The 7,112-nt window shown below is 42.2% G+C and carries 10 protein-coding genes and 1 other annotated feature; of the genes, 4 read left to right on the top strand and 6 right to left on the bottom strand.

The genetic code is table 11. The features are described from left to right. Nucleotides 1-100: 100 nt before the first annotated feature. The 4 genes from V7Z64_RS10570 to proI all read right to left on the bottom strand — a co-directional run bounded on the left by V7Z64_RS10570 (nt 101) and on the right by proI (nt 2,398). Complete coding sequence (locus V7Z64_RS10570) at nt 101-283, bottom strand: type II toxin-antitoxin system PemK/MazF family toxin (protein WP_297990812.1); 183 nt, start codon at nt 281-283, stop codon at nt 101-103. Continuing rightward, complete coding sequence (locus V7Z64_RS10575; RefSeq protein WP_003394241.1) at nt 276-437, bottom strand: hypothetical protein; 162 nt, start codon at nt 435-437, stop codon at nt 276-278. The genes V7Z64_RS10570 and V7Z64_RS10575 overlap by 8 nt, the downstream gene beginning before the upstream one ends. 66 nt (nt 438-503) lie before the next feature. After that, the gene (gene namA / locus V7Z64_RS10580; RefSeq protein WP_297990811.1) at nt 504-1,505 is read right to left on the bottom strand and encodes an NADPH dehydrogenase NamA; all 1,002 of its coding nucleotides are present in this window, start codon (nt 1,503-1,505) and stop codon (nt 504-506) included. A 71-nt stretch (nt 1,506-1,576) separates the two neighbouring features. Further along, entirely contained in the window at nt 1,577-2,398 is an 822-nt protein-coding gene (proI, locus tag V7Z64_RS10585) for a pyrroline-5-carboxylate reductase ProI (RefSeq protein WP_003394246.1), read from the bottom strand. Between the two features lie 44 nt (nt 2,399-2,442). Continuing rightward, nucleotides 2,443-2,658, bottom strand: a binding site (T-box leader). A 182-nt stretch (nt 2,659-2,840) separates the two neighbouring features. On the opposite strand from proI, the gene V7Z64_RS10590 reads away from it, so the two are divergent. From V7Z64_RS10590 to V7Z64_RS10600, 3 genes are read left to right on the top strand one after another with little or no spacing between them, the layout of a single operon-like run. After that, nucleotides 2,841-3,788, top strand: coding sequence for an MBL fold metallo-hydrolase (locus V7Z64_RS10590; RefSeq protein ID WP_297990810.1), 948 nt, complete (start codon nt 2,841-2,843; stop codon nt 3,786-3,788). After that, the gene (locus V7Z64_RS10595) at nt 3,785-4,570 is read left to right on the top strand and encodes an SDR family NAD(P)-dependent oxidoreductase (RefSeq protein ID WP_297990809.1); all 786 of its coding nucleotides are present in this window, start codon (nt 3,785-3,787) and stop codon (nt 4,568-4,570) included. Before V7Z64_RS10590 ends, V7Z64_RS10595 begins: the two co-directional genes overlap by 4 nt. 14 nt (nt 4,571-4,584) lie before the next feature. Beyond that, nucleotides 4,585-4,899, top strand: coding sequence for an iron-sulfur cluster biosynthesis family protein (locus V7Z64_RS10600; RefSeq protein WP_003394255.1), 315 nt, complete (start codon nt 4,585-4,587; stop codon nt 4,897-4,899). Between the two features lie 31 nt (nt 4,900-4,930). Here V7Z64_RS10600 and V7Z64_RS10605 read toward each other — a convergent pair whose 3' ends face one another. Then, a complete protein-coding gene (locus V7Z64_RS10605; RefSeq protein ID WP_003394257.1) occupies nt 4,931-5,137 on the bottom strand; it encodes a CDGSH iron-sulfur domain-containing protein in 207 nt (68 codons plus the stop codon). Nucleotides 5,138-5,323: 186 nt separating this feature from the next. On the opposite strand from V7Z64_RS10605, the gene V7Z64_RS10610 reads away from it, so the two are divergent. Then, nucleotides 5,324-6,439, top strand: coding sequence for a TIGR04053 family radical SAM/SPASM domain-containing protein (locus tag V7Z64_RS10610; RefSeq protein ID WP_297990808.1), 1,116 nt, complete (start codon nt 5,324-5,326; stop codon nt 6,437-6,439). An 11-nt stretch (nt 6,440-6,450) separates the two neighbouring features. On the opposite strand, the gene V7Z64_RS10615 is transcribed toward V7Z64_RS10610, so the two are convergent. Then, complete coding sequence (locus tag V7Z64_RS10615) at nt 6,451-6,939, bottom strand: DUF6803 family protein (protein ID WP_003394261.1); 489 nt, start codon at nt 6,937-6,939, stop codon at nt 6,451-6,453. Nucleotides 6,940-7,112 lie beyond the last annotated feature (173 nt).

Consider the following 7,112-nt stretch of genomic DNA (forward strand, 5'->3'; position numbering starts at 1 on the left):
TTTTTAGATCATGTTCATGGATATTTCCAATCTTGCAAAGAAGTTCTCGATAATGAATCGTGTTGATTTTTGAGCACCTAACAACAGATGGTTTGTCTAATCACGCTTCTTCCCAATATTCTAAGACGACATCGTACTTGTTTTGTGGCTGTTGGCTTGTAATATTTGCTATTACTCTGTCTAGTTGTACGATAACATCATCGGGAGATACAATAAGCACAGGTCTACGTTTTCCTTTTATTTCTGCGAACCATATTTCGCCGCGTCTTCCCAGATTACTCATCGTCTTCGCCCCATATTTCTTTTTCCAGTTCTTCTTCAATAACATGTTTTGGAGGTCTGTTATCAAAGTATTTGTCGAAAAGCCATGATAGCAATTTAATTCGTTCTGCATTGTCCATTTCGTCTAAAGCTTTCATGAACTCTTCTGCCCTCACATGTATCTCCCTTATCTACATCTCAAAGTTAAAGAAGACAGTTAACGATCTAAACGTGTGTTTTATTTACCACCCTCTGACATACGGTTTCGGCGCTTCAAGCGATATGCCGAGTTCGTTCGCAGCTGTTTTTGGCCAATATGGGTTGCGAAGAAGCTCGCGCCCGATAAAAACAAGATCAGCGCGCCCGTTCCGTAATATTTCTTCCGCCTGTAACCCTGACGTAATGAGCCCAACGGCTCCTGTCGGCACATTTGCTTCACGGCGAATCGTTTCAGCAAACGGCACTTGGTAGCCAGGGTATGCATCAATTTTTGCCGGAACGACGGCGCCAGAGCTTACATCGATCAAATCAACACCTTGCGCTTTCATTCGTTTAGCATAGTCAATGTAATCATTGACTGTTAACCCGTCTGGATGATAGTCGTGCGCAGAAATGCGCACAAATAGTGGACCGTCCCACACTTCTTTTATCGCTTCAATGACTTCGCCTAAAAAACGATAGCGATCTTCTCCACCGTATTCATCCGTTCGTTTGTTTGTAAGCGGCGATAAAAATTCGTTAATTAAGTAGCCGTGCGCAGCGTGAATTTCGATGACGTCAAAATTAGCTTCCTTTGCTCGCCGCGCCCCTTGCTGAAAGGCGTGAATCGTTTCTTCAATTTCCGTTTTTGTCATTTCTTTTGGTGTGCGCATGTTGTCATCAAACGGAATAGGGGAAGGAGCAATGATTTCCCCAGAAACGGTCGCTTTCCGTCCGGCATGTGCAAGCTGAATGCCAATTTTGGCTCCTTGTTCATGAACGAGCGTCGTGAGCGTATGCAATCCACTTATATGGTCGTCGCTCCAAATGCCTAAATCGCGTGCCGAAATTCTCCCTTGTGGTGTAACTGCCGTCGCCTCGACAATAATAAGTCCGACTTGCCCGACAGCCCGCGTTGCATAATGAATGAGATGCCAGTTGTGTACCGTTCCGTCTTCGAGATCACACGCATACATGCACATCGGCGACATGACGATGCGGTTTTTCAATGTGACGTCTCGTATCGTATATGGCGAAAAAAGCATACAACATCCCTCCGATCGTATTGTTTACAAAAATCATATCACGTACTGTTGGAAAAGAAAAACAATTTGCCTTATTGAACGGAGGAAAGAAGTGCTTCACCGAGCTCTTTTGATCGTTCAGTTGCTCGTTTAATGCAAGCAATCATTGCTTCTTGATAGCGGTATTGCTCGAGCACGCCGATGCCTGCTTCAGTCGTCCCCCCTGGGCTTGTGACTTCTTTTCGTAAAATGGAAGGATGTTTGTTCGACGCTTTTAACATATGGGCGGCACCGATAATCGTTTGTAAAATGAGCTCTTTCGCAATATCGTGATCAAGCCCGATTTCATCGGCCGCTTTTTCCATTGCCTCCACTAAGTAATACACGTAAGCAGGTCCGCTACCAGATAACCCTGTCACAGCATGCAAGTGCTTTTCATCAACAATCGTCACAATTCCGACCGTTTCAAATAACGTTTTTGCGATGCGCATATGTTCGTCCGTTGCGTATGCCCCTTGCGCTAATGCTGTGGCGGATTGTCCGATGGCTGCGGATGTATTCGGCATGGCGCGAATGACCGGGATTTGTTTCCCGATTAGCGATGTAATTGTATCCGTCGTCACTCCTGCAAGCAATGAAATAATCAGCTGTTGTTCACAAAAAGCATGTGCGATTGGCGTAAGACTTTCCGCAACATCTTTTGGCTTCATGGCTAAAATGATAATATCGGCTTCTTTTACCGCTTGTTCTTTATTCGTTTCCGTTCGCACCCCATACGTTTGTTGCATATACGTGAGTCGTTCCATGCGCGAGCGATTCGTTACGATCATTTGCTTTGGTTCATATAGCGTTTGTATAACTCCTGAAATAAGCGCTTCTGCCATCGATCCTGCTCCGAGAAACGTGATCGTCATTTTTTTATCCTCCTTATCCCCAAAATAAAAAGACCTTTCGTCCGGTAAAGGACGGAAAGGTCTTTTATTTCCGCGGTACCACCTTTGTTGGCACAAGTTGTGCCCACCTTTTGTGCCGGTATCGTCGGCAAGACGGTTAGGTTTGCCTAACAGCTCATAGGGTAGGTTCCATGATAAAGAGGGTAATGAAACCTTTCAGCCTACGGGTTTCACTCTCTTGTTACCATTTATCATGTACTGGCCCTATTCATCGCTTCGCACATATATGATTTGCTTGCAATTATGCATGAAAAACGAGCGTGTTGTCAATAGGTTTCGTCTAATTACTTTCTGAATTTTTTAATAAATAAATTAAAAATAAATGACAAATAGAAAAAATAGGTGTAAACTGATAAACAGACGAGACGGAAAATTATGATGATATAATGAAGGAGCTAGAACGATGGAACAGTTGCATCGCATTGTCGTTCCAACGCCATTTGCCGTTGGAGATGTGAACATGTATATTCTTGAAGGAGAACGATTAACGCTCGTTGATGCTGGGGTGAAAACGGAGGAAGCATGGAACGTTTTCGTTCGTGAATTGCAGAACATCGGCTACCAACCGACAGATATTGAACAAGTCATCATTACGCACCACCATCCAGATCACGTCGGTTTGCTTGATTATTTGCCGCCGTCACTTCCTGTTATCGGGCATCGCAAAGCTGCGCCTTGGATTGCGAAAGATGCTGCTTTTTTTTCGTGGCACCAACAATATTTCGAACAATTTTTAATCGAGTGTGGCGTTGGTGAAGAGGGTGTGATGAAACTAGGAAACTTTCGGCGTTCTCTTCGCTTTTCGTGCGAGCGCTCGCTCACACAAGAAGTGAAAGAAGGGGATGTGATCGAAGGATGGATGGTTATCGAAACGCCAGGTCATGCGCAAAGTCATATTGTATTATATCGTGAATCGGACGGTCTGATGATCGGAGGAGATCATTTGCTAGCAGCGATTTCATCCAATCCGCTGTTAGAACCTCCTGCGATTGGTGAAAAGGAACGACCGAAGCCACTTTTGCAATATAATGATTCATTAAAAAAACTACTCCAGTACGACATTACAACCATTGTTACGGGACATGGGGAAGATGTGACAGATGTCGCACCGCTTATTGACAAGCGGCTTGAAAAACAAAAAGAACGTGCACAGTACGTGTGGCAACTGTTGAATGAAAAGCCGATGACGGTATTTGACGTATGCCGGGCGCTTTTCCCGACTGTATATGAGCGAGAGTTTTTGTTGACGATGTCTGAAACGATTGGCCAACTGGACTATTTAGAGGCGATAGGTGCAGTGAAAAAAGAAAAAGATGATCAAATATATATGTACGAAGCGGTGAGATCATGAAACTGAAAGGGAAATACGTTGTTATTACAGGAACATCGAGCGGCATCGGTGAACAAATCGCATACGAAGTAGCGAAACGCGGAGGAATACCTGTATTGCTCGCACGTTCAAAAGAAAAGTTAGCGCAAATTGCGCAACAGATTGAACAAACGTACAGTATTTCTTGCCTATATGAGCAATTAGATGTTAGTAACGTAAAAGAAGTAGACGATGTATTTGATCGCTTGCTCACCTCGATCGATGTCCATATTCTTGTCAATAATGCTGGTTTCGGCGTATTTCGATACGTTGAACAGATTGATCTTTCGGAAGCGAAGCAAATGTTTGATGTCAATGTGCTCGGATTGATCGCTTGTACGAAAAAAGTGTATGCGCATATGATGGAAAAACGATCGGGTCATATTATTAATATCGCATCCCAAGCAGGAAAAATTGCCACGCCGAAATCGAGCGTATATGCGGCGACAAAACATGCTGTGCTCGGATTTACAAATAGTTTACGAATGGAAGCATCAATGTATGGCATTTATGTGACGGCTGTAAACCCTGGACCAATCGAAACGAACTTTTTTACCGTTGCTGATACGTCTGGGGAATATGTAAAGAACGTAAAGCGATGGATGCTCCGCCCGGAATTTGTCGCAAAGCGCATCGTTGATGTGATGCTTACCCCTACGCGCGAAGTGAACTTGCCGTTTTGGATGCATATGGGAAGCCGTATATATCAACTATTTCCATCGCTCATTGAAAAAGTGGGCAAACAAGCATTTTTAAAAAAGTAAGAGAGGTTGAAATGATGAACGTGACATTGACAAAACGAGCGATTGAACATCTTCGTCGTGTTCAAGGAAATAAACATGTGAAACTCATATACGATACAGATGGTTGCGGATGTGCCGTAAATGGAGTGCCTGTTTTGTTGCTCATCGATGAACTAGATGAGCATGATGTAGCGATCGAAACAAACGATGTGCCCATTTGGATGGAAAAACATCAGCTCATTTTTTTCGATGATCAAATGACGCTTGACGTTGTCGATGGAGCAGGGTGTTTTCAATTAAAAAGTCCAAATCAAATATTGAATCCGCGCATGTCACTGGTTGAGCGCTAAAAAATAAAAAAGCCCGGAATAAAAGCCGGGCTTATTCGTTTTTCGGCGCGCGAACGACCGATTGAAATTTTCCTTTATGGGCTGCATCACAAAACGGCATGTTTTGTGAGAGCCCACAACGACAGAGAGAAAACGTTTCTTTTGTTTCAAACTTGTTTCCTTCCATGTCAATTAATTCGACATCGCCGGTTACACGAAATGAACCATTATCCATCACTTTAATTTGTACTTTCGTCATTTTTCCACCTCCTTGTATACCTTATATCGTATATACTATCTTATTTCATATTGGAAATGCAAGGACGTACATGTTTGTCTGAATGGTGACAAGATAGCTACATTATACTTTTTGTGATAAATATCACATGATCCCTCTCCACCTTTTTGTACAATGGGAAGTAGTGATTGAATCGGAGGGATCAAAATGCGTGATTTTCATCAAAATCCATTTATCGTTATATGGGAGTTGACGCGAGCGTGTCAACTCAACTGTCTTCATTGTCGGGCAGAAGCGCAATATCATCGTGACCCATGTGAATTAACGTTTGAAGAGGGAAAACAACTTATTGATGACATTTATGAGATGGATCAACCTCTTCTCGTGTTCACAGGTGGCGATCCACTGATGCGTCCAGATGTGTACGACATTGCTAAATATGCGATTGATAAAGGACTTCGTGTATCGATGACGCCAAGCGCCACACCAAACGTAACGAAGGAAGCGATCCGAAAAGCAAAAGAAGTAGGGCTTGCCCGTTGGGCGTTTAGTCTAGATGGGCCAAATGCCCAAATTCATGATCACTTTCGTGGCACATCCGGTTCGTTTGACTTAACAATGAAAGCGATTCAATATTTACACGAGCTTGACATTCCAATTCAAATTAATACGGTTATTTCTCGTTATAATGTTCATGTTCTTGATGAAATGGTGCAACTTGTTGAAAAGCTTGGATGTGTGCTTTGGAGCGTATTTTTTCTCGTACCGACAGGCAGGGGGAAAGAGACGGATATGATTTCACCCGTTGAGCATGAAAAAGTGTTTCGTTGGCTTTATGAAACGAGTAAACGTGTACCGTTCGATATTAAAACGACTGCAGGACAACATTATCGACGCGTTGTATTGCAACAAAAAATGCGAGAGCAACAAATTGATCAAGCTATTCGCTATGAAGACGTGCTAATGAAAGGGATGACTGGGCAAGTAGATGGTTTAGGGCGCGCCCCAAAAGGAGTAAACGATGGTAATGGCTTTGTATTTATTTCCTATATCGGTGACGTATATCCGAGCGGATTGTTGCCTGTAAAAGCAGGAAATGTACGCGAACAACCACTATCGCACATTTATCGCCACTCGCCAATTTTCAAGCAGTTAAGAAATCCAGATGGATATAAAGGAAAATGTGGTGTATGTGAATTTCGCTATGTTTGTGGTGGATCGCGTTCGAGAGCGTATGCGGTGACAGGCGATTACTTAGCGAGTGAGCCATATTGTATTTACATTCCGAAAGCGTGGCGTCAAAAAGAAAAGGTCGGCGAATAGCTGACCTTTTCCTACATATTCATGTGATGTGTTTGTCCGGTTCCTAAGGATGGGTCCAACATACCAAAAATCATTGCGATATGAGCAACAATTAAAAAAATGCCGACGAATATAGCGTGCACTTTTAATCTTTTTTCTTCGTTCCAATTTCGTCCAATAACATGTAAATCTAATAAACTTAATCCAAAGAGTGGAATAACTCCTAATAAGTAAAATGTCACAGCGATCACGTCAATCCACCCTCTCCATTCCCCATTCATTGTGAGTGGAATGACAGCTGATATGAACAAATAAATGAAAACAAACAAAAAATAAAATCCACCTATAATACTACATATTTTATTTAGTCTTCTCACATTTCCATCAAAACGCCGCGTAAACAAAATGACTAATTCGGTAATAGCAACAGTTTCAGCTAGAATAACAGGGATTGCCATAAACAAAATTAAATTCCATGGTTGATTAACAGCTAACAACTCCATGTAGTGCGTCATACTCATACATGCTTCCTCCTTTGTTTTATTCTTTCATAATTGTATGTAACGAAAAAGTGTGCATTTTTTTTGCAGAAATGAAGAAAAAACTGTGACAATATGATAACTTCAAAAATAAATTGTGAAATTTTGATCATTTGTTTTATCTACTGTAGATGAGCAAATTTACTAACATAAAT

The organism is Anoxybacillus sp., assembly GCF_036834105.1.
Lineage (GTDB): Bacteria > Bacillota > Bacilli > Bacillales > Anoxybacillaceae > Anoxybacillus.

Bases quoted from the DNA above. Each gene is read 5' to 3' on its own strand.
- V7Z64_RS10600 (WP_003394255.1), top strand. From the start codon at position 4,585: ATGAACGTGACATTGACAAAACGAGCGATTGAACATCTTCGTCGTGTT.
- V7Z64_RS10615 (WP_003394261.1), bottom strand. From the start codon at position 6,939: ATGAGTATGACGCACTACATGGAGTTGTTAGCTGTTAATCAACCATGG.
- V7Z64_RS10605 (WP_003394257.1), bottom strand. From the start codon at position 5,137: ATGACGAAAGTACAAATTAAAGTGATGGATAATGGTTCATTTCGTGTA.
- V7Z64_RS10595 (WP_297990809.1), top strand. From the start codon at position 3,785: ATGAAACTGAAAGGGAAATACGTTGTTATTACAGGAACATCGAGCGGC.
- proI (WP_003394246.1), bottom strand. From the start codon at position 2,398: ATGACGATCACGTTTCTCGGAGCAGGATCGATGGCAGAAGCGCTTATT.
- namA (WP_297990811.1), bottom strand. From the start codon at position 1,505: ATGCTTTTTTCGCCATATACGATACGAGACGTCACATTGAAAAACCGC.
- V7Z64_RS10610 (WP_297990808.1), top strand. From the start codon at position 5,324: ATGCGTGATTTTCATCAAAATCCATTTATCGTTATATGGGAGTTGACG.
- V7Z64_RS10570 (WP_297990812.1), bottom strand. From the start codon at position 283: ATGAGTAATCTGGGAAGACGCGGCGAAATATGGTTCGCAGAAATAAAA.
- V7Z64_RS10590 (WP_297990810.1), top strand. From the start codon at position 2,841: ATGGAACAGTTGCATCGCATTGTCGTTCCAACGCCATTTGCCGTTGGA.